Genomic DNA, 25,473 nt, shown 5'->3' on the forward strand with positions numbered 1-25,473 from the left:
AAGAAGAGATGAAAACAAAAAAGATAATCAGTTGGGCGGTTGCCTTGTGCATGGGTGTGATGCTCCATTCATGCGACTTGGACCAAAAAGTATTTTCGAGCCTGACAAATGCAAACTTTCCGCAAACGGTAGAAGATATTGATGCGTTGGTGGTAGGGATGTATGCTAATTTCAAGGCCAATTCAGGCGGTATGTGGGACGATTCAAACGGTGGCTGGGCCATGCCTATCTATGCGGCAGGCGATGGCTGGTGGGCTTATTCGGAATTTACTTCGGACGAATGCCGCCATCAGGGCAACCGCTTATACGATTTCAACTGGGCAGGTGCCTGGGACACGTTCATGACTTATACCATTAGCCGTAACATTACGCGATGCACCTTCATTCTCGACCAGCTGGAGAAGGTGGGTGGTCTGCCCGAAGCGGCAAAGGCTACCAAGATAGCCGAGGCGAAGACATTGCGTGCATGGCTGATGTTCTGTTTCTATGACTTGTACGGTCCGGTATCTTGTGTACTCGAACCGGAAGAATTGAGCAATATCGGTTATACGCCACGTCCCACGAAAGAGACCTATTTCAACCGGATGGTGAGCGATTTGCAGGAATCGCTTCCATACCTCTATGACAAGACCAACGGTACGGGCAATTGGGGGCGTGTGAACAAGGGGCTTGCCACCATGCTGCTGATGAAGGCATATATGAATGACCATCAGTATGACAAGGCTTTGCCTTATGCCGAGAGTATGAAGACGATGGGCTACAAACTGTCTGATGATTATAAGGATATCTTTATCAATGAAATGAACGATGAGACGGTGTGGGCTGTTCCGAGTGGCGAGCTTGCCGGCAATGAATATTTCTTCTATGCTTTCCCGCCCAACTGTATCACCTTTGGAAAGGACTTTGAATATAAATCCGGTGCAAACCGTTGGGGAGGTTACCTGATGCCGTGGGAGTTCTACGATACGTACGACAAGGCAGATGCACGCTTGGAGGTGATATTTGACTCTTACAAGAGCGCAGACGGCACGCTTTATACCCGTCCCGGGGGAGGTGGCGCAAGTGATGACCGTATCCAGCAGGGGGCTGTTCCGGTGAAATATCTGTGTAACGACTCCGAGAAGTATTCCAATGGCAATACGCATATCGTGGCTTTCCGTTATGCGGACGTACTCCTCTCTCTGGCCGAAATAGAGAACGAGCTGAACGGACCTACGGACAAGGCACTGGGCTATCTGAAACAGATTACCGACCGTGTGGGCGTCACGCATACCATTCCGGCAGATATACAATCCAGCAAGGAGAAGTTTAAAGAATTCCTGCTGATGGAAAGAGGGCGCGAGCTCTTTATGGAAGGCTGGCGCCGTCAGGACCTGATACGCTTCGGTAAATATATTGAGTTTGCCAGAAATCGCGGATGTACCGCAGCCAAGGACCACATGGTATTGTTCCCCATTCCACCGAAGGTGATTACCGAGTCGGGCGGTGTGATTGAACAAAACCCCGGATATTGATAAAGCAGGATGATGATTGGATGCAAACACTAAGAATCTCCTTCCGTATTCTGTTCTCCGGAAAAGATTGCGGGGGGAGATTTGTCTTTTTTTATGCACTTCGTCTTTTTGGGGAATAAGGTATAAAAAGATTACAAGATGGATTGTTTTCAGGCAAGGTCGTATAATGAGGGTACCTCAGTCGTATACTTAGGGTATCTCAGTCGTATAGTGAGATACCCTAAGTATACGACTGAGGTAGGATGATCCGTAAATGGTTGATGCTTAGCTGTTTGCGGAATGTTGGATTGCGTGTATATAAATTCGGACAAAAAATACTGTTTGCACTTGCATGTTTTTTATGGATATTATCAAAATATGGATATACGATGAATTATAGAGTATTGTTGTTAGGACTGTGTGCCTGGGGCTCTTTGCCGGTTTTGGGGCAGGAGAGCAGGGTAGAGGACATCCGCATTGGCGGTTTTGTAGGCGGACGCATTCATACCTGCATCGAGCAGCGGGTGAAATCGCAGGATGTGGAGCATCTGGTAGAGCCTTTCCGTCATCGCGGGGAGACAAGCCTGTGGCAGTCCGAATTCTTTGGCAAGTGGCTGCTGGGGGCCATTTCGTCTTACGAGTATTGCAAGGACCCTGCGTTGCTGGAGCAGATAAAGACTGGCGTGCGGGGTTTCATGCAGACCCAGACTCCGGAAGGCTACATAGGTAACTACATCCCCGAAGCCCGGCTGACCAACTGGGACATCTGGGGCAGGAAATATTCGGCACTTGCCTTGGTGGCATACTATCGCCTGACCGGCGACAAGGCGGCATTGCAGACCGCTATGCGTTCGGTGGATTACCTGATGAAGCAGTTGCACGAACAGCACATCGACATTGCCCGTACCGGCAATTACTTTGGTATGGCAAGTTGTTCCATTCTGGAACCGGTGGTCTATCTGTATGACATTACCCGCGAGAGACGTTACCTCGACTTTGCCAAAAGCATCGTGGCGGGCATCGAGCGGGAGGGCAGTTCGCAACTCATAGCCAAAGCGCTGAAAGATGTGCCGGTATCGCAACGTTCGGCTTATCCGGCATCGTGGTGGTCGTTCGAAAACGGGCAGAAGGCTTACGAGATGATGTCCTGCTACGAAGGTCTGATAGAACTGGGGCGTGTGCTGGACGACCCTCTTTACAAGGAAGCCGCCGAGCGTACGGCCGGGAGTATCCGGTGCGACGAGATAAACATTGCCGGTTCGGGTGCGGCCTTCGAGTGCTGGTATGGAGGCAAGGACAAGCAGACTCTGCCGGCTTATCATACGATGGAGACTTGCGTGACGTTCACCTACATGCAGTTCTGCAGCCGTTTGTGGCGCGACACGGGCAATCCGCTCTACGTCGAGGAGTTTGAACGGACGATGTACAATGCCTTGTTCGCCTCGATGAAACACGACGGAGGACAGATTTCCAAGTACAGTCCGTTGGAAGGACGCAGACAGCCGGGTGAGGAGCAATGCGGCATGCACATCAACTGCTGCAACGCCAATGGTCCCCGGGGATTCGCCCTGATTCCGAAGATGGCGGTGGCGACAAAAGAAGACGGTGTATTCCTCAATCTCTATGTGCCGATGGAAGCTACGGTGAAGACGGGCAGGAAAAATGCAGTGGCCCTGAAAGTAGAGACCGGTTATCCCGTAAACGGAAAGGTAAGCATCGGAGTGGAACCGCAGAGGGACGAACGCTTTAAACTCTCCTTGCGCATCCCTTCGCAGGTAGACGGGGCGAAGGCCTTTGTCAACGGGCAAGAGCAGGAAGTGCTGCACCGGGGCGGTTATCTCTGCCTGGACCGTATGTGGAAGCGGGGCGATGAAGTGACATTGGAATTCGACCTTCAAACCAAAGTAGTGAAGAATCATAACCACCAGGCAGTGGTGCGCGGTCCGCTGGTATTTGCCCGCGACAGCCGTTTCGACGACGGCGATGTGGATGAGTGTGCCGTCATCCGGAGCGATGAGCGGGGTGTGGTGCAGGCCGCAGTACACGAAAATATGTCCGGCTCATTTGCCTGGATTACGTTGGAAGTTCCCGCTGTGCTGGGCACCGACCTGGAAGATGCCGCCAACAAGACGGCCAAGCCCGTGCGCTTCTGTGACTTTGCCTCTGCGGGCAACGACTGGGCTCCGAAAGGCCGCTACAAGGTATGGATTCCGCAAACCCTGCATATGATGACGGAACCTTACCGGAAATATTGATGGAAAAACTGGTAGAAATTCCTTTAAAGAGATAAAATATGAACTATAACAAGAAAATGAATCTGTGCATCGGCCTTCTGCTGGTTCTTCTGACGGCTTGCCAGGGAGCGAAAAAGGAAGTAGAGACACAAACACCCCGCATATCGGTAAGTGAGTATGCCATGTTGCATGAGGTGGTAAAGATAAAGCTGGACAACGTTGCTCCGGACATGGAGGTGACGGTGGATTTCGGAGACGGAACTGTGGAAACGGGCAGGAACAACGGACTCCTGACACACGCTTATACCAAGGAGGGTGATTACACCATCAAGGCACAGACGGCAACCGGAACATTGGCTGCCGGTATACACGTCTGCAACCTGCCGGCGCTCAGCGTTGCCATGCAGCAGTTCAAAGACCCCTCGTACAAGAAGGTGTGGGTCATGGCCCACCGGGCGCATACGCAGGACAAGACCATTCCCGAGAATTCTCTCAGTGCGATAGAGGCTGCCGTGGCCGCCGGCGCTGAAATTCTGGAGTGCGACGTCAGGCATACAAAAGATGGTGTTCTCGTGGTATGTCACGACGAGACCATCGACGCCACTACCACCGGACAAGGCCGGATTGCCGACATGACCTATGACGAAATCCTGCAGTACAACCTGAAAGACCGTGCCGGAAAACCCACCGATGAGAAGATGCCCACATTGGAAGAGTATCTGACCGCCGTACGCGGACGGGCGTATGTAGACATCGACAAATGTACCGGACAAGGTATCTTCGGGAAAGTGGTGGACGTGGTGTGCCGGACGGGTATGATGGAAGCCGTATTCTTCTACAGTGGCGTGGAAGAGGGTACCCGTGAGGTGCTCGGTGTGGTGGAGGATGCCAACGTCTATCCTTGGGTAGGAGGGCACAAGTTGCTGGAGGGATTGCCGCGTACGTTCTTCGTACAGACATCGTATGCCACCGAAGGCAGAAGCCCCTCTTTGGGCGATTCGGTAGAGTTGGGCATGATTCCCTCCGTCTGCCTGCTGTGGGTGCTCGACCAGGCCATACCCGAATATGCACTGGACGACAGGCAACTTGACGAACTGTTTGACATATTCCCCACTGTGCGGATGATTCAGACGGACGTGCCTGCCGAGTTGATTGCAGCCTTGGAGAAGAAGGGATTAAGATGAAAAATCAATAGGTGTTTTGAAATATATGAAGAAGATACTGTTTTTGTGCTTCGGGCTTGTGGTCAGCGTTTCATTGACGGCGCAATTACCCGAAAGGAATGCCGACAACCTGAAAAAATACAAAGCAATCTGCCGGCAGCATATTTATAAGAATATGAAGGGCATGTACCGGCAACCGGTCGGTGCTTTGAAGTATCCTTTCCTTGTGCCCGGCAGCGGGCAGTATGCCAACCAGTTGTGGGATTGGGATTCATGGCTGAGCGACATAGCCCTGCGGCAAATCATCGTGGAAAACGGCACCAGTGACGATCGTGAGGAACTGATTGCCTACGAGAAAGGCTGTATTCTCAACTTCCTCAGCTATGGCGGAGGCGACGGATGGATTCCCATTTGCATCTTTGACAATACGGAAGAGCGCTGGCAGTTGCTGCAGAAAATCAATCCATGGAAGACCAATATGCACAAACCCGTCCTGGCGCAGCATGCTGCTTTCGTAGTGGAGCAGACGGGCGGTGACGCCGAATGGCTGCGTGAGGGATTTTATAACTTGCAGACGTTTGTGGGCAAGTACCTCAACTACCATCGCCACAAGGCCACCGGATTGCTCTATTGGGAAAACGATGAAATGATTGGCGTGGACAATGACCCCAGTACCTTCTATCGTCCTCACGGAAGCTCGGGCTCCATCTTCCTTAATGCCTTGATGTATAGGGAACTGCTTGCCATGGCTTACCTGGCAAGACAGCTCCGCATGCCCGATCTGGAAAATCGGTTCACCCGCGAAGCGGAGGAACTGAAAGAAAATATCCGCAAGCATTGCTGGGACCCTCGCGACGGCTTCTACTACAGTGTAGACCTTAACCTGCTTCCGGTGGAAAAGCCCGCTGCGCCGGGCTTTCATTACCACACCGGGCAGCCCCGTACTTACGACTGCCTGATACAACGTTTCAGTGTGTGGAGCGGCTTCATGGCGTTGTGGGCAGGAATAGCCACTCCCGAGCAGGCGCGCGAAATCGTGGAACGGCAATATCGCGATTCCCGTTTGTTCAATGCAGCGGCAGGTGTGCGTTCTCTTTCTCCATTGGAAAAAATGTACGACGTGCGTGCCAGCGGCAATCCTTCTTCCTGGCAAGGACCGGTATGGATATGCGTCAACTACTTTGTTTTCCGGGGACTGCTCCGCTACGGCTATACGGAAGATGCCCGGGAGTTGGCGGAGAAGACCGTGTTGCTGCTGGGACGCGACTATGAGCGTTTCGGTGCGCTGCACGAATATTACATGCCCGACAACGGCGAGCCCATTCTCAACAAGGGCTTCCAGAACTGGAACTTGCTGGTGCTGAACATGGCTGCCTGGCTGGACGGTAAAGAGACGGTGAATGAATTTTAATTTTTATCAAGCAAGAGTATGAAACATTTGTTACTGGCCTGTATCATGGCCGTAATCTGTCTTCCCGTTTCGGGAGGAAACAATAAGAAGTCTAGACCGGGCGGAGCTTCCCTTAAAGTGCTTTGCCTGGGAAATTCCATTACGCGGCATGAATATAAGGCTGATATCGAATGGTTCTCGGAGTGGGGCATGGCAGCTTCGAAGGAAGAGAACGACTATTGCCACCAGTTGCAGAAGCTGCTCTGCGCAGAACATCCCGGCACGGTGGTTACCCCGCTCAACATCGCTTACTGGGAACGCAATCTGGCGTGCGATATTGATTCATTGATAGGTTCGGCTGTTCGCGGCAAAGACCTTGTCGTGATTCGTCTGGGTGAGAATGTGCAGGATAAGCAGGCGTTCCGTCAGGGCATTCTCCGCCTGGTGGAATATTGCAAACAGAAAGCGGGCAGGGTGGTCATCACCGGTTGCTTTTGGGAAGATGCCGAGAAGGAGCGTGCCATTATTCATGCCGCCCGTACCCACGGCATTTCCTTTATTCCGATTGACTGGATAGACCGTCTGTATGATTCGCGTCCCAAGGTGGGCGATACCCTCCATGATGTGGAAGGAAAGCCTTATACCGTGACCAAGGAGTTTATTATTGCCCACCCCGACGACCGGGGCATGCGAAAGATAGCCGAGGCGATATTCGACACTTTGCGATGATGCTTCCCTGAATGTGACGCCAGGGAGCCGCATTGTTCGGGACTTGATTGATATGAATTGGTTTATAGATTATTGGTATGGAAAATTTGAAAAATATTTTGTGGCTCTGTCTGGCAGGACTGTTATTGGCTGCACTGCCCGCTGTCGCCGGGCAGATTGTTGTGTCCACCCCTTCCTTCGCATTGGTGCTTGATGCTCCGGTAGGAGGCGAACTAAGGTATCTCTACTACGGAACCGGATTATCGGAGGATGATTTGCGGCAGATGAATGTGGCAGGTACGTGCCATCATGTTGCTTATCCTTCTTATGGAATAGGATGGCCCGGTGAATCCGCTCTCCGTATCAGACATGCCGATGGGGCGATAGCCACCCGGCTTTATGTGCAGGATGTGGAAGTGAGGCAAGAGCCGGATGCTATGCTCACCCTTGTGAAACTGAAGGATTGTGTTTATCCCTTCTACGTCAATCTCTGCTACAAGGCATATCGCGATGTGGATGTGATTGAAACCTGGACTGAATTCAGCCATTCGGAGAAGACTCCGGTAACGCTCCTTCAATTTGCTTCGTCTTATCTTCCTCTCCGCAGAGGCGATGTGTGGCTTTCCAGCCTCTACGGTGGGTGGGGCAACGAGGCAAGGTTGCTTCAGGAACCTTTAAAACCCGGCATCAGGCTGATAAAGAATATCGATGGCGTACGCAATTCGCATACTGCTCATGCCGAAGTAATGTTTTCGCTGGACGGGAAACCACAGGAAAACACAGGGCGTACTATCGGCGCAGCCCTTTGCTATACCGGTGACTATAGGCTGAAAATCAATACGGATGACGGCGATTATCACCACTTCTTTGCTGGTATGGATGAGGAAGGTGCTTCCTTCAGGCTGAAAAAAGGCGAGGTATTCCGTACTCCCCCGTTGGCGCTCACCTACTCGGAAGAGGGATTGGGCGGCGCAAGCCGTAATTTCCATAAATGGGGACGGAAACATAAACTGGCCAATGGAGACAAGCCCCGCAAGATACTGCTGAACAGTTGGGAAGGTGTTTATTTCGACATTAATCAGAAGGATATGGAGCAGATGATGGCAGACATAGCCTTGATGGGAGGCGAACTCTTTGTGATGGATGATGGCTGGTTTGGCGACAAGCATCCGCGTGATATTGACAACGCCGGGCTGGGGGACTGGGTGGTGAACCCGAAGAAACTGCCTGACGGCATTGCCGGACTATTGCGTGATGCCGCGAAACATAATATCGGTTTCGGCATCTGGATTGAACCCGAAATGATTAACACACGCAGCGAACTATACGAGAAGCATCCCGACTGGGTGATGAAAGTCCCCGGACAAGACTTCATTACGGCGCGCGGTGGCACGCAGGCGGTGCTTGACCTTACCAACCCCCAGGTGCGGGATTTCATTTTTTATACGGTGGATACCTTGCTGGCCCGTTATCCGGAAATAGAATATATCAAGTGGGATGCCAATATGCCGGTGCTGAACCACGGTTCTGTCCATTTGGACAAGGACGAGCAAAGCCATCTGAGTATTCTTTATCATCAGGGATTTGAGGATGTGTGCCGACGCATCCGTAGAAAATATCCTGATGTGACGATTCAGGCGTGTGCCAGTGGAGGCGGTCGTGTCAATTATGGCTATTTGCCCTATTTTGATGAATTCTGGACCAGCGATAATACAGATGCCTTGCAACGCGTTTATATCCAGTGGGGAACGTCCTATTTCTTTCCTGCTATCGCTATGGGAGCGCATATCAGCGCTGCGCCCAACCATCAGACGCATCGCAGCTTGCCCTTGAAATATCGCATTGATGTGGCAATGAGCGGAAGGCTCGGTATGGAGATACAACCCCGGAATATGACGGATGAAGAGAAGAATCTTTGCCGTGAGGCGATTGCTGCTTACAAAGAGATTCGTCCGGTGGTGCAGTTCGGTGAACTTTATCGGCTGGTGTCACCGTATGACGGACAGGGGGTAGCCTCACTGTTGTATGCCAGCGAAGATAAGTCGAAAGCCGTCTTCTATTGGTGGAAGCTGGAACAGTTTGTCAATCGGCAGTTGCCGCGTGTCAGGATGGCAGGATTGGATGCGGGGAAACAGTACCGTATTCGTGAGCTGAACCGCATTGACAATATTCCTCTTGCCTTTGAAGGAAAGGTACTGAGTGGCTCTTTCCTGATGAGCCACGGACTGGAGATTCCCGGAGAACATAGGATGGATGCAGATAAAATGAGTGATTATGCCAGTCGGATATTGTATCTGGAAGAGGTGAACCATTAAAATATTAGAAATATGAAAGTTGGATATTTTGCAGTTGTACTGCTTGCATGCTTCCTGCAGGCTTGTTCTTCGTTTGTGGGAAAGGATAGCACGGAGATGGACGGTTTTGTGACCGGACTGATGGACCGGATGACTGTACGGGAGAAACTGGGCCAGTTGAACCTGCCCTCGGGAGGCGATTTAGTGACTGGTACGGTGATGAACGGCGAACTCACGGAAATGATACGGAAGCAGGAAATCACGGGCTTCTTCAATGTGAAGGGAGTACGGAAAATCAGAGAGATGCAACGTATTGCCGTGGAGGAAACCCGTTTGAAGATTCCCTTGATTGTAGGAGCCGATGTCATACACGGTTATGAGACAATATTCCCCATACCGCTTGCCATGTCGTGTAGCTGGGACACTGTCGCCATCCGACGGATGACACGCGTGGCGGCTACTGAGGCCAGTGCCGACGGAATCTGCTGGAATTTCAGTCCGATGGTGGATATCTGCCGCGATGCCCGTTGGGGACGCATTGCCGAGGGGAACGGTGAAGACCCCTACTTGGGCGCTTTGATGGCGAGGGCATACGTACATGGTTATCAGGGCGATGCTATGAAGGCTAATAATGAAATACTGGCTTGTGTCAAGCATTTTGCACTGTATGGTGCTTCCGAGGCGGGACGTGATTATAATACGGTGGACATGAGCAGATTGAGCATGTACAACAATTATCTGGCTCCCTATAAAGCAGCCGTTGAGGCGGGTGTGGGGAGCGTGATGAGCGCGTTCAACCTTGTGGATGGCATTCCTGCCACTGCCAATAAGTGGCTGCTGACCGATCTTCTTCGTAACGAGTGGGGATTTGGCGGCATGGTAGTTACCGATTATTATTCCATCGGAGAGATGAAAACTTACGGCGTGGCCGACAAGAAAGAGGCTTCCGTGCTTGCTCTGAAGGCGGGAACGGACATGGATATGGTCACCGCCGGTTTTCTGGATACTTTGGAGTCGGCATTGGAGGAAGGACTCATTTCTGAAACTGATATTGACCGTGCCTGTCGTAGGGTGCTTGAGACTAAGTATAGAATGGGACTTTTTGACAATCCCTACAAATACTGCGACACGGTACGTGCGGAGAAGGAAATCTTTACGCCCGAGCACCGCAAGGAAGCGCGTGAGGTGGCACGTGAAACCTTCGTGCTGATGAAGAACGAGGGAAGTCTGCTGCCTCTTTCTATGGATAAGAAGATAGCGCTGATAGGACCTATGGCCGATGCCCGCAACAATATGTGCGGCATGTGGAGTCTGACTTGTGTTCCTTCCGACCACCGTTCCCTGCTCGATGGGATGCGCGACGCGATGAAGGGCAGGGGCGAAGTCTTTCATGCCAAAGGCAGCAATATCTATTACGAGGAGGAAATGGAGAAAGGCGCCGTCGGCTTCCGTCCTTTGGAGCGTGGAGACAATGGGAAATTACTTCGGGAGGCGTTGCAGGTGGCTGCCCGTGCGGATGTGATTGTTGCCGCTTTGGGTGAGTGTGCGGATATGTCGGGTGAATCGGCCTCACGTACGGAACTGGAACTGCCGGATGCGCAGCAAGCGTTGCTGAAAGAACTGGTGAAGACGGGAAAGCCGGTGGTGCTGTTATTGTTTACGGGACGTCCGTTGGTGCTTAATTGGGAAACGGCACATGTTCCTGCTATACTGAACGTATGGTTTGCGGGCAGTGAGGCGGGCGATGCCATAGCCGATGTATTGTTTGGGCACGCCGTGCCTGCCGGAAAGCTCACTACCAGTTTCCCACGTGCCGTAGGACAGATGCCGTTATACTATAACCATTTGAGTGCCAGTCGCCCCGATCCGCAAGATGGGGTGTTCAACCGCTACCAGAGTAACTATATTGACCAAAGTAATGAACCGCTTTATCCTTTCGGGTTCGGGCTGAGCTATACGACTTTTGAGTATGGCGATATACGGCTTGGTTCGGAATGCCTTCCCAAGAACGGAGAACTGGCGGTTTCTGTGGAGGTCACCAATTCCGGTACTTGTGACGGTACGGAAATCGTACAGCTCTATCTGCGTGATGTGATGGCTGAGGTGGCACGTCCCGTCAAGGAACTGAAAGCTTTCCGGCGCATCTTCTTGAAGAAGGGGGAAAAGCGGGAAGTGGTGTTCACGTTGACAGAGGAGGACTTGAAATACTACCATTCGGACTTGCAATACGGGTATGATCCGGGTGAGTTTCAAGTGATGGTCGGTCCTAACAGCCGTGATGTCCAGACGAAGGTGTTCAAAGCTGAGTAGTTTTTTTAATCTGAAGAAATGGAATCATGAAAGAAAAGAAATATGGTTTGATTATTCTTTGTGGCTTTCTGCTGTATGCTTTCCTGCCGCTCCGGGCGGGAAAGCGAGTGGGGCAGGGAAGTGACATTGTTTCTGTCATTAAGCATGGCATTCGGAACGATGGGGCTGTGATAGGCTCTGAACTGAATGAACTTGTAACGAGAAGTTACGGGAAGACATTGTATTTCCCCGCCGGCATATATAATCTGTCGGAACCCGTTGTCCTTCCCTACGACTATACGAAGAACGTGAACATCCTCTTTGATAAAAATGCGCTGATAAAGACCGATTTACCGATGGAAGCACTGTTGAAAGTCGGTTATTCGGAGATGACAACGCCCGATGTTACTCATCGGCGCTTCTCTTATGTCGAAGGAGGAATGTTCGACTGTTCTAACGTGGACAACGGGATTATGGTCAACGGTTTAAAGCAGCTGGTTTCCCTGAAATACATCAGTCTGTTTAAGGGGCGCAACACACATATCCGCATCGGCGTTACCGACGACTTCAGAGGAACGGGAAGCAGTGACACCAAAATAGACAATGTGACCATACAAGGCATTTCGTCCAACGAAGAGGTATATGGTATCTATATAGACCAAGCCTGCTGTGACTGTAAGATTTCCAATACCTTTATATACAGTACGAAGTATGGACTCGTGACAAAGTCGGCAGGACATATTTTGAATAACCTGCATATTCTCTCCATGCACACCACTGGCGGTCTGGACTTGGGGTTGAAAGGTTTCCGTTCTACGGAAGGGATACGTGTGGAAGCGGATGGCTTTTTCATTTTTAACGAGGTGTATTATGACACGGTGGACCGTGGCATTGTGGTTGCGGCAGACAGGAATCCTACGTTGGTGCTGGACAAGAACATCTTCTATTCCTATTTGTCGGATTTCGGGACTTCTTTCCTCTATCGGGACCATAAGGCGGCGACTCCGTTTCAAGCGAAGATGTCGAACTGTATCATCGAAGTGGCAAAACAGGGTTATAGAATCTTTGATGTCGGCCCTGAGGCTATAAAGAATGATGTGGAGGGGAATTTTTCGTTTGTGAATTGTGCAATGAGAAATTCTCACTTGTTAAGTCCTTTCGATTTCTCCCTGATGCAACGCATAAGGGAAAAAAGATGTGATGTGCTGTCCGCACCGGAGCAGGCAACAGGTGGTTTACAGGCAGTGGATAGCTTGCAGTGGTACGTTTTGGGAGCTGTGTTTGCTTCTCCGTATCGTAATTTGTTAAAGTTGGATTTGGCAAAAGATGGTGTGGTAGAACTGGATTTGCTCTTTGCAGGAGGGGAACCCGAAATACATAGCAGGATGCTTAAAAGCCCGGATAGAACTTCCTTCCAGCTGGGATATGTTGTTAAGGACGAATATTGTATCTTACTGTTGAGAACGCCCCGAGGAAAAGTGTATCCTGCTATTTGTGATGTGTTGGGAAATAGTTGTTTTTTGGCGACTCCTTCCAAAGATAGATATTATAAACCGGAAGATTATGGGGTAGACCAGGACCCCGTCATTCTGCATTGAATTTGTGTAATGGAAGAGCAGGTAATATAGAGCGTGAGCGATGTGTTACTTAAGATACAGTGTCATTTTACTTAACGGTAAAATGACACTGTAAATGCCTGATAAAGGTGTTTATTATTTGAAAAACAATTAGATTATCAGCGTGCTGGCTTTTTAGAATCTGTATCCATATCCCAGCATGATTGCCACATTGTCATCTTTGGCAAACATAAACCTGGCTTCTGCATTCAGATAACTCCGTTCGGAGATGGGTAATGTGATACCTCCTCCCAAATTGAAAGCGAATTTGGTAGAGTTGCTCCGGTCCATTTCCATTTCTTTCCCGTCTATCTCAACACTCTTTTTGCCATAGAAGTTGTTCTGCATGCCGATACCTGCAAGGGGATAGACCGAAAATCCTTGGCCGTCTTCTTTAAAGTTGAATACATAATGGAAATTCACGCTTACATCCAGTCCGGTAACTTTGTCTTTAGGAAAGTAGAACGTTACATCCGGAGCAATCTGGAGATTATTCGCTATCGCGTAACGTCCTTGTACTCCCAAACCGAACCTCTCATAGTTCGTTTGATAACCGATGTTGCCCATCAAAGAGCCTTCACCTTTAACTGTTTGGGCATTTATGCCCACAGATGCCAATGCAATCATGGCCAGCAAGAATAATTTTTTCATAATTAAGGCATTTAGTTAATAAAATATTTATTTAAAAGAAGAATGATCTCCTTTTAATGGAAATAACAAACGTTTGCTTACATTTGTTTGCTATATATTGTTACATATACAAAGACTTTTGATGTTAATATACGAGCGCTTTTCTCAATTTTTTATAAAGCAAAAAATGATGTTAATTCCGTTTTTATGCCTCGAACCATTTTTTTTAATGCTGTGTTTTTAGTATATGGCAGGGATTAAAGTTGGTTACATTTGAATTGCCAGTTTGTAGAGAAAGGAGCAAGTGGTATATTACATTGTCGTAACTGACTGAACCTGCATTGTTACGAAAGGATAAAATATCAGGATTGTTTCATTATTAAAATCTACAGCCATGAAAAGTCTAAGTTTTGATTTGCGGGTCAGGCTAATAGCCAGTTCTGTCATCGGGGCAATAGTTTATTTCTTTTCAAGTTCCCGCAGGTAGGTAAAGTGATAATAAAATAAAGGATCGCAGGATATGCCTTTATATTGGAAATAAGCGGATGATATATCTATCTATATATTTACATGTAAATTTCAGAACTGAGTGTGTTACTTTAAAAAATAGTTTATGTATTTTTTATGGTACATTGTTATCGGGATCGCTTCTCTGTCTTATAACAGAAAGAAAATTGAACTTTAATTATTTTAATCGTTTAAAACCAACTTAATTATGGAAAATAGAAATTCTAGTTTATGGATCGGCCTGGGAATAGGTACGGTCATCGGTACTCTGGCTTATCGTTTCTCACGTACTTCAAAAGCCAAGAAATTGAAGGAAAAAGTATGTAACGTTTTTCATAAGATAACCGGTCAGACGGAAGACCTGTTAGATGAAGCTAAGGAAAAAGTGGCGGATACCGGAAAAGTTGTAGTGGATAAGGTAGCCGATAAAGTTCAAGATGGCGCTGATGCTGTAAAGGACGCATTGAAAGATGCGAAGAAAGATGTCAAACAAGGAGCTGAAAAGGCCAAGACAGAAATAAAGGAAGGGTATGAAGATGTAAAAAAAGAAGCAAGTAAAAAACTTGATTGATTTTTTTATATATCATTCTGTTAGTAGTAATATCTTATATAAAGAAGAATTATGATTGGATTTGTAATATGGATTATAGGATTGGTCTTAACTATCAAAGCTGCTCTAGAGATATGGCGTATTCATGCGCCGGCGGAAAGAAGGTTAATAGCCATTATCCTGGTAGTTTTGACCAGTTGGGTAGGATTGTTGTTCTATTACTTTTATGGTAAGCCTCGTATGGCACAGTGGCTGGGGACCGGTCTTGAAAGGTATTGATGGTCACATAGCTGTTTATGCTGAATAGATAGGAATATCCCAAAATAAAAATGTGTTGGTTGATAGAAGTGACCGATTTATTTTTGTTTTGGGATGTTTGTATAGGAGTATACAAAGGTAATGTCAAAAGTATATGAGACTTGTCATTATGATAATATTTTAGGCACGGATTACGCGGGGTAAATTAAAACCGTGAAATCCGTACCTAAAAGAATGCACAGAGAGAGGTCTTTTCTTCTTGTCTGTCTTACCAATATTTTTCGATTCTATCATAGCCGAAAACGTGACTACGTTCATCTTTAATATCTTGTAGCTTATGACAAATTATTTGCGCTCCGATCATGCTGAAAGTGATTCCGTTTCCGCCATATCCCAGATCGAAAAATATTCGTTCCTTGCCGGGCCAATTGCCGATGAAAGGTAGCCCGTCTTTGGTGCTACTGAAGGTACCGCACCATGCCATTTCTGTTTTGAAAGGGATATCGGGGAATAGTTTTCTGACTTTTCTCTCCAAAATACGGATTTTCTTTCTGAGTAGTGAGTCACGGTGCTCTGGATCGCTGAACTTTTCATCCTCACCACCTACAATAATACGGTTTCCGTCGGTGGTACGGATATAAAGATATGGATCGGCTGTTTCCCAGATCAGGCAATGTTCCGGCCAGAGATATTCGGGGGCTACCGGATGTGATATGAGTGCATAAGTAGAAGTCAAATCCATAATTTTTTTGGGAAGGAATTGTCCGGCCTCAAATCCGGTGGCTACGATTACATATCCGCACTTAATTTTATTTCCTTTGTCTGTTATCATGATACAGCCATCAGATGTTTCAGTGCACTTCTTTATGTTGGTATGGGTAAAGACCTTCAGACCGTTCTCCTTCATATGATAGGTGAGCAGTCCGGTTGCAGCTCTGTAGGCATCCATCTGTGCGGATGTTTCATTCACCAGGGCATTGCCGGGCACTTTCACCTTATATCGTTTTCTGATTTCTTGTTTCTTGAGCAGATTGACCGGCAATTCATGCTTTTGCCGTATTTCGTATTCTTGTTCCAGAAGTTTGTTGTCTGCCGAGCAGCTGGCATAAAAGACGCTGGACAATTGCTCAAATCCGGCATCGACATCTGTTTCCTTTAGTACTTTCTTTATATCAGAAATGGATTGCAGGCATGCATGATAGGCGGTTGCTGCATTTTCTTCCCTGATGATTTTTGCCATCCGGCAGAGGGGTACGTCTATTTCATATTGTAGTAAAGCGGTACTTGCAGCAGAGCTTCCGGTTGCGATGCTGCGTTTGTCAATCACGCAACATTCTATTCCGGCACGACACAATTCGTGTGCCATCAAAGCGCCTGTTATACCCGAACCTACGATGACGATATCTGTTGACAGATCATCCTCCAAAGGGTGGAAATAGTCCAATAGGGAATTTCTGACGATCCAATAGGGTAAACCTGAATGTAAGTCCATAATATATTTTGTTAATTCCCCCTTACTTTCTTCCTGTTGAGAAACAGGAGTGAAGTAAGGGGGGAGTGAGAAATGGGAAAGCCGTTTTATTGAAATTTGCTTTCCGTTTACGGTAGTAGATTATTTGCCTTCTTCGATAGTACAAATGCTGACACGGTTCCAGTCCGGTTCGGAGAACATATCACCGATTCCTTGTCCTTCGGCGGTAATGCGGGTGTCGTTAATCTTGTATTTTTTTACAAGTATGGACTTCACAGCTTGAGCACGTGCTTTTGCCAGTTTCTCATTGAAAGCGAGGTTACCTTCGGGAGAGGCATATCCTTTGATGACGACTTTAGCTTCAGGATGTTTTTTCATGTAAATGGCTACACGTTCCACATTAGGCAGTTGGGAAGCATCAACCACGGACTTTCCTTGTCTGAAGGTAATGATGGATTCTGGAATGCGGTTGGTTTTTACCACGGTTTCTATGTTGGCAGCTTGGGTTCTGCAATCTGCCAGCTCCTTTTGTAAGTTGTTGGCCTGTTGTACGGCATTGCTCAGTTGCATGTCCTTGTCGCTCAGTTGTGATCGCAGACGGTTGACTGCATTATTTAGCTCGCCTACTTCTACTGGGTCGTAAGGCTTCACTGTTGTGAAATGATGTGAGCCGTTGCTACACATGAAATGGTAGGTCAGTCCGGCAGTCAGTTCAAAAGTGGCATTGTTGGCGTTGAAACGGCTTTTAGTTTTGCTGAAGTCTCCTTGCATATCATATACGATAGCTGGTTTGATACCGAGTGTCCATGCTTTTTCCTCACCTAGGTTGAAGTTCAAGTTTAGACCAAGGCGTGTAGACCAGGAATTTGTATCACCGGGGCCATTCTGATAGTAATGTAGCCAGCCGATACCTGTCAGAGTCTCGATTTCAAAAATGCGTGGTTCGCCCATATAACCTCCAAAGAGATTCATCAGGTTGACTTTACCGAGTAAGCTCACTTCGGAAGCATCAAATGCAGTTTTGCTGGCTGAGGTATTTACATATCCCATACCTTGAATACCTAGACCGAATATAGGAGTAAGTTGTTTTCCGATTCCGAATCCGAAGGCCGGTCGGGCATTTTTTAAGAAGGAGCTGTGAGTCAAAGGGGTTACAGCACCAGCTTTCAGTTCAATAGACCAGTTGTCACCAGGGCGTGTGCCTTCAAGGGCCGTACGGTCATTTTGCGCATGCATGGTAAGAATACTCATGCTTAGTGCTAAAACAAAGATAGATTTTTTCATAATTAAATAAATTAATAGTGATACAATAAATATGTCACACACGTTGTACTGTCTGTTGTGTAGTTATGACTGTGCATAATCTAATGAATTACTTTGTCATAACCTTTGTTTAAAAAACAGCCCGTTAAAAAGGATGGTTCGAAAAATAGAAATGGATTTAACATCTATTTAAGAAGTCGGATGGTGCCAGAAGCCTGTATTGGCAGTGAAAGCACATCATAGATATATAAGGTGCAAATTCTTGGATTTATATATAACGGCATCAAATATAACTTTATATATACATGCGTTTTTTAACACAAATATCTGTTGAAATGACAAATATTCATCAAACAAATATTCTTTCAATGCTGTTTTTTTATAGAGATACAAATCATAGTATTAATTAAAAACCTGACAATTATGAAAAAATTAAGTTTCGCAGGACTGAAGGGTAGAGTGTCCTGGGGCAGTGTTTTCGGCGGTGTCATGACTGTATTGGCAATATCCGTGTTACTGTCTATTTTAAATTCAAGTATTGGTTTGTTTATGTTTGATCCATTATCAGATCACCCGGTTGCGGGCATCGGCACTGCTGTTGGAATCGGATCCGCTATCATTCTGGTTGCCGGCATGGCTGCAGGAGGCTTTGTGGCCGGGAAACTGGCCGGTATGGACGGAATGATACACGGATTTCTGGTCTGGGCGACCACACTGATTGTGGCTGTGGTACTGGGAATTTTTCTGGCTGTCGGTGCGGCAAAAATGACGGTGAATACTCTTGGAGCGGTCTCGTCCGTTACGGGCAGCGTTTTGTCTGGAACAGGTGATACCGTTGGAAACGGAGTTGCCGCATTATCTGAAGACGCAAAGGAGCTGTTCGGAAAAATCGATTTTAATGCAACCCTGAAAGAAGGGAATATACCGCAGAATATCCGTACCGCACTTCTAAAAAGCGATGTGAAGGAACTTCAGCCGGATTACCTGCAGAAGCAACTGGCGGAAGTGAAGGATGACCTGGAAGCGTCCGTAAAAAAAATAGTACGTTCCCCACAACAAGCGGATGAGAGCATTGACAGTTTCCTTGACCGGTTGAAACAACGTACAGAAAGTATCAGCAAAAATATAGACCGGAATGATTTGGCTAAAGCTATAGCAAACAACACCAATATGTCAAAAGCGGAAGCAAATAAAACTATTGACCAATATATGAACTTGCTGGAAAATGCACGTATGGAAGCCGGCAAACAGATAGACAAACTGGAGGTGACCCTGAAGAAAGCCGCACAGGAATGGAAAGAAATCAAGCATGAGGCACTCGTGGCTGCCGATAAGGCAACGGATGCCGCAGCGAGGTCCGCACTGATTTCGTTCCTTGCAATTCTCTCCGGAGCGGTATTGTGCTGTATTGCAGGTGCCTACGGTAGCAGGAAGACCCAAGAAAGGGTGGATATCTGACAGTATTTCATTAAATCAAGTAAGAAGTTCGGTCCCCCAAACAGTATGACAGGTTGATGTCATTTTTAAGCATGTTATATCTTTTCTGAAATCGGGCCAACTGATATCCGCATTATAAAAGGCAATGACTAACTTGCATTGCCTTTTTAAATTTAAACTATTTTTATTATTTTTGCGGGTAACATTTAACTTAACACACTTTTACTACAAATGACATACTTTCAGATTTTAAAGAGGGCGCTTTTTCTGTTCCCTTTACTAATAGCCACTTTTACTACCTGCAAGGGTCAAATTTATAAATACCTGGGCATAGAGGACGGACTAAGCAACCGGAGAATTTTTCGCATCCAGAAAGGCGGGCACGGGTACATGTGGTTCCTTACCCAGGAAGGGATAGACCGTTATGACGGAAGCAAGATTAAACATTATGCCGTCTTTGACGGAAGTATGGAGGTGGCGCCGCAAATCAACCTGAACTGGCTATATACCGACAGCAGGCACAGGCTGTGGGTTGTGGGTAGAAAAGGACGCATATTCCGGTACGACACCGCCCGTGACCGTTTTGTTATGACCTACAAGCTTAACGGCCTGCAGGATGACGTAACATCAGGCACCGTCAATTGTACCTATATGGACAGTAATGACCGTATCTGGCTCTGCCATGGTGACAGTATTATACGCTATGATACCCGCGCAGGCACTACGGACAGAATAGACTCCCCTGCCTCGAACGATATTACTGCAATCACGCAGACCGACAGTACAAACTTTTTTATAGGGACATCAAACGGGTTACTGCAAACCATAGAAAAGGAAGGTGTCCTGGAAACTGTGGCCGGAACATATACTGACAGTATCTGTATACCGGTAAGTGAGCTTTATTTCCACCAAGATTCAAAGAAACTGTTCATAGGAACCTTCAAGGAAGGAATTATAGCATACGGAATGAACACGACTTCAACCATCATCGCGGACGGTCCGCTACAGAACGTGGCAATCAAACGAATCACCCCCTTTGGAAAGCGGCAACTGCTGGTAGCCACGGGAGGCAGGGGAGTATACAAGATTGACGTTGATTCTCTCTCCGCCCGGCCTTATATAACCGCCGACTACAGCAATTATAACGGTATGAACGGGAACAACATCAATGATATTTATGTGGACGGGGACGGACGGATATGGATGGCCAATTATCCTACCGGGATTACAATACGCAACGACCGTTACAGAAGTTACAAATGGCTCAAGCATTCACCGGGCAACAACAGTTCGCTGGCCAATAACCAGGTCCATGATGTAGTCCGGGACGGCGAGGGTGACCTGTGGTTCGCCACCAGCAACGGGATCAGCCTGCTTCACAGCGCAACCGGTCAGTGGACTTCCTTCCTTAGCAGTTCCGAGCACTTGAAAGGCGATGACAATAATATCTTCCTGAGCCTCTGTGAGGTATTACCCGGCATTATCTGGGCAGGTGGGTATACATCAGGTATATACAGGATTGACAAGAAGAAAGGCACGGTGGAATACATCTCACCTTCCTCCCTGGCAGGAATAAGCCCTGACCAATATATCAGTGACATAATAAAGGACTCCGGAGGGGATGTATGGTCAGGCGGATACTGTAATCTCAAACGCATCAACCCTGAAAGCGGTGACATACGACTCTACCCGGGACTGGGGTCCATTACCGCCATACTGGAAAAGGACGCGGAACACATCTGGGTAGGTACAACTATGGGATTATACCTGTTGGACAAGCTCCGGGGAGATTACCGCCGCATAGATTTCCCGGTCGAGACAGTCCATGTCAGTACTTTGTATCAGGCTGCGGACAGCACACTATATGTGGGGACCAGAGGAGCGGGACTGCTTGTATATGACGGTGCAAACGATAAATTTATACACCAGTACCACATGGAAAACTGTGCCCTTGTCTCTGATAACATTTATATTGTCATTCCAAGACCGGATGGCAGCTTGCTGCTCGGTACGGAAAACAGCATAGTTACTTTCCTGTGTGAAGACCGGACTTTCCAAAACTGGACGGCGGAACAAGGATTGATGAGCGTATGCTTCAATGCCGGCGCTGCAACCCAGTATGGGGACAGTCTTGTGTTCGGAAGCAATGATGGCATCGTCATATTCCCGGTTGACTTGCAGATTCCCGTTCCACAGTTCTCACAGATGCTCCTGAGGGATTTTGCAGTCTCTTCATGTCCGGTCTATCCCGGTGAGGAAGGGTCACCGTTAAAAAAGGATATTGACGGTAATTACAAACTTGAACTGGCTTATGACCAGAGCAGCTTCTCCCTGGAAGCAATATCCATCAACTATGATTATTCTTCAAACATTCTGTACTCATGGAAATTGGAAGGCGCCTATAACGGCTGGAGCCACCCGTTGCAGGACGGGCAGATACAGGTCACCGGTCTTTCCCCAGGCAAGTACATCCTGCGTATCTGTGCCATATCCAACGAAGAAAAATACAAAGTTTATGAGGAGAAAAGTATTGAAGTGGTTGTCGCCCGTCCACCATGGGCGAGCGCATGGGCCATAGCGGGATATGCACTTCTTGCCATATCAGCCGTTACAATAGCAGTCAGGATCGTCATGTTGCGCAGACAAAAAAGGCTATCGGAGGAAAAGACACGCTTCTTCATAAATACCGCCCATGATATCCGTACTCCCCTCACCCTGATAAAAGCTCCTTTGGAAGAAGTGGTGGAAAGGCAGCAGGTAAAAGAGGAAGGGACGGATAACGTGGGAGTGGCCTTGAGAAGCGTGAATAACCTCCTGCAATTAGTTACCGACCTGATCAATTTCGAAAGGGCGGACGTTTACACCTCACAATTGTATGTTGGCGAATATGAGCTGCACAGTTACCTGGAAAGTACTTGCGAAACTTTCCGGACATATGCGTCACAGAAAAACGTCAACCTCTCATGTGAAAGTAAGTTCCCTTTTATGAATGTCTGGTTTGACAGGGACAAAATGGATTCTATACTGAAGAATCTATTGTCAAATGCCTTGAAATATACTCCCCGAAATGGTAATGTCCATGTTTGTGCCTACACTGAACAGAATACATGGAGCATAGAGGTAAGTGATACGGGGATCGGAATTCCCGCCGGGGAGAGGAAATATCTGGGCGGAAGGTTTTTCAGGGGCAGCAATGCCGTTAATCAGAAAGTGCCGGGAAGCGGAATCGGCCTGATGCTGGTCTGCAAACTGGTTCGCTTGCATAAGGGAAGGATCATTATATCAAGCACGGAAGGGGAAGGTACCTGTGTACGTGTTACATTCCCCATGGGAAACAGGCATTTGCGCAAGGCACGTTTCATAACAGTGGCAAAGACGGAAGATGCAGCCCCGCCACAACCGGAAACGTGTTCTGTCGAACTGCGCATGGAAACGATGAAAAATGGCAAAAGTTCATCACGTATTCTTGTAGTGGAGGACAACGATGACTTGCGGGGATACATTGAGAGACTCTTGGGACAGGACTACCACGTCCAATCTGCACAAACGGACGCGACGCGTTGGTCGTGGCAAGGGAATATAACCCGGACCTGATCCTTTCGGATGTCATGATGCCGGAGATGGGCGGTGATGAACTATGTGCAGCCATCAAGTCGGACATTGAAACCTCCCATATTCCGGTTATCCTGCTAACGGCACTCAGCGATGAGAAAAATATGCTCAAGGGGTTGGACAAGGGAGCCGATGCATATATAACCAAGCCGTTCAGTGTGAATGTGCTCAAGGCGAACATCAGGAGCATACTGCGCAACCGGATATTGCTCCGAAAAACATATGCCGGACTAAAATCTGGTACCGGCCCGTTACCTGAAGGATGCAGTAACGCATTGGACTGGAAATTCATTGCCACCGTGAGAGAATGTGTTATGGAACATATTACCAGTCCTGATTTCAACGTGGACACCCTCTGTGAAATCCAGCACATGAGCCGTTCGAGTTTCTTCAACAAGCTCAAGACATTGACAGGATACGCACCGGCCGACTACATCCGTTCCATCCGCCTGCAACATGCGGCAAACCTGCTAATCCAGGAAAGGTGCACGATAATAGAAGTTGCGGATGCAACCGGATTCAGTGATGCAAAATATTTTAGGGAAGTATTCAGGAAACATTATGGTGTAAGCCCTAGTGAATACCGCAAAGTAGCAATGGGAACGCATCCGAAAGAAAGCCTATCCGATTATCGGTGCCATGGGGGAGGAAGTGTGGGAAGCCGTTGATGAGTTGATAAAAAACAGAGAGAGTACTATCGACTTGATACTGGTCGTTACATCAGGTAGGGTGAATGCTTAGGGTGGGTTCCACACTATTGTCAATATGATTACGTGATTACTCCGATCACGGTGGATAAGATGGTCATGCGGAGCAGCCTCTCTTCCTCGACCATCGTGTTGGACTATGTGTAGAACTGGCATGAATAGACAATCATATTGAGTGAAAGAGGTATGGAAAAATATTGAAAATCCGGGCAGCCGCATAGGGATTGCCCGACTTTTTTAAGATGGATATTCAGGTGTGGGGTTGGCAGGTCAGTCCACGGGCTCGCCGCCATAGCGAAGGCGGCAGATAGCCTCGTGGATTTCACACATGATATGCAGCCGTAGCCGCTTGCTGATATGTTGGCTGTCGGAACGCATGAAGAGTTTTTGAACGATTTGACCGTACACTTTTTGGACGAGAAACGAAAACCAAAGGAATTAAGACTCCATGAGGTGGCACCGTTGGACGCGAAATTTCGGGCGGAAATCGGGGACTGCAAGACCGCCTCACCGGATATATTCCGATACGGGATTTGCACGAAGCGGTGCGACATGGCACCCACACTGAGAAAGTTCAACAGGCTGGGAGACTTGCGACTGGTCTGTGCGCCGCTTCTCAATGAGCGATGGATTGTCTCGCCGCCGGTTGCGCGACCGGATAATGCCCGGTTTCCGCCGCCGGAAGTGAAGACGAGGATACCGTTTAAAAAGAAAAAACAGAGTATGAACATTTAACTCTTTGATATATGGAAAATGAACAGAATGGAACGCTAAAAGACGGCAGTGTATATGTAGTCATGGGATTATGTTACAGAGATTCCAGCGTCTGTCGGAAGTGGTGTATTGCCTGTGAAATGAAACAGAACCGTTCTCGAAGGATGATACCTATACCCGCCGGCTCACTCCGGAAATGTGGGAGGAAATAAAGTTATCACCCGTAGTGGTGGCTGATATGCTGGATGATTTGAGGCACGGGAACAAGTTCTATACGGGCGTTGAAACGGATAAGGGGGGCTTCTTTTCAGCCGGAACTATGAAGGGAACCACCAATATGGGGCCTTTATGGAGGAGAATATCGAGAGATGTTTCTTTGAGCCGGACTTTGAAGGAAAGTCGCTGACCGTGTATGAACTTCGGGGATGGCCTTCGCTGATGGCGGGGAAGATAAACCTCTGTTATGATGATAACGATACCCTGTTACTATTGGAGAAGATTCCACCGGATGCCTTCCTTGATAAATCGGCTCTTAAAAGCGTACAGACAGAGGTGTATGACCTTTCACTCACGTGGGAGAATTATGCCCGGCTGCCGGACAATGAGAAGGGGCTTGGCCTGTTCCAGAGCGTGGATAACTATGACCGGATGACCTTGCTTCATATCATGGACAAGGGTTATCCGAGGGACGGACTGATGGATGAGTATCCTGATAATTTCAGTTTCTATGAGAAATTTGAAAGGATAGAAAGAGCATTACTGGGCCGGAACAGATGGAATGTTTATGACGAGATGCAGGACAGAGCAAAGAAACTGGTCGGAAAACTGTTGCGCGAGCAATTTTCCGATACACGGCAGAAGGTGGAGATAAAGGAAAAAGTAGTTTTACGGAACAGTAAAAGTATAAGGATATAAGGGATAACGGAAAACAAGTGAGGGTTGGAAGGCGCATTGCCGGCGGATGTCGGTGATGTGCCTTTCACCTTTATATCGGGATTCTGAAAGTTTTTACTTTGAGTAAATATGGGGAAAGAAATGACATGACAATATTTCAGGGTATGTTTTAGGGGACAATGTACGCCAATGGGTGACTTTGATTCCGGAAGTTTTGTCGGATGTGGAAATGTGCTTTACTTT

The 25,473-nt window shown here is 47.7% G+C and carries 14 protein-coding genes and 2 pseudogenes; 13 read left to right on the forward strand and 3 right to left on the reverse strand.

Annotation, left to right across the window (positions count from 1 at the left end):
* Window positions 1–8 precede the first annotated feature (8 nt).
* The 8 genes from DW096_RS06840 (at window position 9) to DW096_RS06875 (ending at window position 13,169) form a co-directional block, all read left to right on the forward strand.
* Window positions 9–1,514 carry a RagB/SusD family nutrient uptake outer membrane protein gene (locus DW096_RS06840; protein WP_016272753.1) on the forward strand — a complete coding sequence of 502 codons (1,506 nt, stop codon included), beginning with the start codon at window positions 9–11 and terminating at the stop codon, window positions 1,512–1,514.
* 368 nt (window positions 1,515–1,882) lie between these two features.
* Complete coding sequence (locus DW096_RS06845) at window positions 1,883–3,748, forward strand: beta-L-arabinofuranosidase domain-containing protein (RefSeq protein WP_120151109.1); 1,866 nt, start codon at window positions 1,883–1,885, stop codon at window positions 3,746–3,748.
* A gap of 38 nt (window positions 3,749–3,786) precedes the next feature.
* The gene (locus DW096_RS06850) at window positions 3,787–4,911 is read left to right on the forward strand and encodes a glycerophosphodiester phosphodiesterase family protein (RefSeq protein ID WP_227212687.1); all 1,125 of its coding nucleotides are present in this window, start codon (window positions 3,787–3,789) and stop codon (window positions 4,909–4,911) included.
* Window positions 4,912–4,936: 25 nt separating this feature from the next.
* Window positions 4,937–6,301 (forward strand): trehalase family glycosidase, encoded by a 1,365-nt coding sequence (locus DW096_RS06855; protein WP_117867098.1) that lies wholly within the window; start codon window positions 4,937–4,939, stop codon window positions 6,299–6,301.
* Between the two features lie 18 nt (window positions 6,302–6,319).
* Window positions 6,320–7,009, forward strand: coding sequence for an SGNH/GDSL hydrolase family protein (locus tag DW096_RS06860; RefSeq protein ID WP_057089100.1), 690 nt, complete (start codon window positions 6,320–6,322; stop codon window positions 7,007–7,009).
* A 77-nt stretch (window positions 7,010–7,086) separates the two neighbouring features.
* Window positions 7,087–9,303, forward strand: a complete 2,217-nt coding sequence (locus DW096_RS06865; RefSeq protein WP_118930864.1) for an alpha-galactosidase — start codon at window positions 7,087–7,089, stop codon at window positions 9,301–9,303.
* A gap of 12 nt (window positions 9,304–9,315) precedes the next feature.
* Window positions 9,316–11,592: a beta-glucosidase BglX gene (bglX, locus tag DW096_RS06870; protein ID WP_117867099.1), complete on the forward strand. Its 2,277-nt coding sequence runs from the start codon at window positions 9,316–9,318 to the stop codon at window positions 11,590–11,592.
* Between the two features lie 26 nt (window positions 11,593–11,618).
* On the forward strand, window positions 11,619–13,169 hold the full coding sequence (locus DW096_RS06875; protein ID WP_057089093.1) for a right-handed parallel beta-helix repeat-containing protein: 1,551 nt from the start codon (window positions 11,619–11,621) through the stop codon (window positions 13,167–13,169).
* Between the two features lie 153 nt (window positions 13,170–13,322).
* On the opposite strand, the gene DW096_RS06880 is transcribed toward DW096_RS06875, so the two are convergent.
* The gene (locus tag DW096_RS06880; protein ID WP_117867100.1) at window positions 13,323–13,838 is read right to left on the reverse strand and encodes an outer membrane protein; all 516 of its coding nucleotides are present in this window, start codon (window positions 13,836–13,838) and stop codon (window positions 13,323–13,325) included.
* A 694-nt stretch (window positions 13,839–14,532) separates the two neighbouring features.
* Between DW096_RS06880 and DW096_RS06885 the strand changes: the two genes are divergently transcribed.
* A complete protein-coding gene (locus DW096_RS06885; protein WP_016278370.1) occupies window positions 14,533–14,895 on the forward strand; it encodes a YtxH domain-containing protein in 363 nt (120 codons plus the stop codon).
* A gap of 51 nt (window positions 14,896–14,946) precedes the next feature.
* Window positions 14,947–15,153 (forward strand): hypothetical protein, encoded by a 207-nt coding sequence (locus tag DW096_RS19550; protein WP_007665878.1) that lies wholly within the window; start codon window positions 14,947–14,949, stop codon window positions 15,151–15,153.
* 247 nt (window positions 15,154–15,400) lie between these two features.
* On the opposite strand, the gene DW096_RS06895 is transcribed toward DW096_RS19550, so the two are convergent.
* Both DW096_RS06895 and DW096_RS06900 read right to left on the reverse strand, forming a co-directional pair.
* Window positions 15,401–16,624, reverse strand: coding sequence for an FAD-binding oxidoreductase (locus tag DW096_RS06895; protein ID WP_117867101.1), 1,224 nt, complete (start codon window positions 16,622–16,624; stop codon window positions 15,401–15,403).
* Between the two features lie 120 nt (window positions 16,625–16,744).
* On the reverse strand, window positions 16,745–17,887 hold the full coding sequence (locus tag DW096_RS06900) for an OmpA family protein (RefSeq protein ID WP_016272741.1): 1,143 nt from the start codon (window positions 17,885–17,887) through the stop codon (window positions 16,745–16,747).
* Between the two features lie 402 nt (window positions 17,888–18,289).
* Here DW096_RS06900 and DW096_RS06905 point away from each other — a divergent pair, with 402 nt between their 5' ends.
* The 3 genes and pseudogenes from DW096_RS06905 to DW096_RS06925 all read left to right on the forward strand — a co-directional run bounded on the left by DW096_RS06905 (window position 18,290) and on the right by DW096_RS06925 (window position 25,251).
* Window positions 18,290–19,324, forward strand: coding sequence for a hypothetical protein (locus tag DW096_RS06905; RefSeq protein WP_057089087.1), 1,035 nt, complete (start codon window positions 18,290–18,292; stop codon window positions 19,322–19,324).
* A gap of 210 nt (window positions 19,325–19,534) precedes the next feature.
* Window positions 19,535–23,583, forward strand: a pseudogene (locus tag DW096_RS06910) (ATP-binding protein).
* Between the two features lie 949 nt (window positions 23,584–24,532).
* Window positions 24,533–25,251, forward strand: a pseudogene (locus DW096_RS06925) (DUF6047 family protein).
* Window positions 25,252–25,473 lie beyond the last annotated feature (222 nt).

Origin of the sequence: Bacteroides sp. AM07-18 (genome assembly GCF_003602695.1) — a bacterium.
Lineage (GTDB): Bacteria > Bacteroidota > Bacteroidia > Bacteroidales > Bacteroidaceae > Bacteroides > Bacteroides uniformis.